This is a genomic window from Janthinobacterium sp. GMG1 (assembly GCF_034427795.1).
Taxonomy (GTDB): domain Bacteria; phylum Pseudomonadota; class Gammaproteobacteria; order Burkholderiales; family Burkholderiaceae_D; genus Janthinobacterium.
In genome coordinates this window covers 1-341 of sequence record NZ_JAXQNT010000059.1, presented here as the reverse complement: position 1 = coordinate 341, position 341 = coordinate 1, and the positions used below count along the sequence as shown (strand labels likewise).

The following is a 341-nucleotide window of genomic DNA, read 5'->3' as shown; positions in this document are numbered from 1 at the left end:
CTTTACGTTCAGCCTGCGCGCCAGCGACAGCAGCACGGGCGTGGGCGCGCCGTTCAGTACGACCAACAGCTATACCCTGGCCATCGCAGCGCCAACCTTGACACTGACGCCGGCCAGCCTGGCGGCAATCCGCGCCGGCGACGCGTATAGCCAGACATTCACGGCTGGCGGCGGCGTCGCACCCTACGTCTACTCCTTGAGCAGCGGCGCCTTGCCGACTGGCCTGGTGCTCAATGCGGCCACCGGCATCGTCAGCGGCACGCCGACGGTGGCGGGTAGCTTTGCCTTTACCTTGCAAGCGAAGGATGCGCACCAGTTCACGGTGCAGCAGGCGCTGACCC

Annotated in this window: 1 protein-coding gene; it reads left to right on the top strand. The window is 66.9% G+C overall.

The window, feature by feature from the left end; genetic code table 11:
• Positions 1-341 (top strand): Ig domain-containing protein (locus tag SJI03_RS28885; protein WP_322429470.1); only part of this gene is annotated, 341 nt, incomplete at both ends.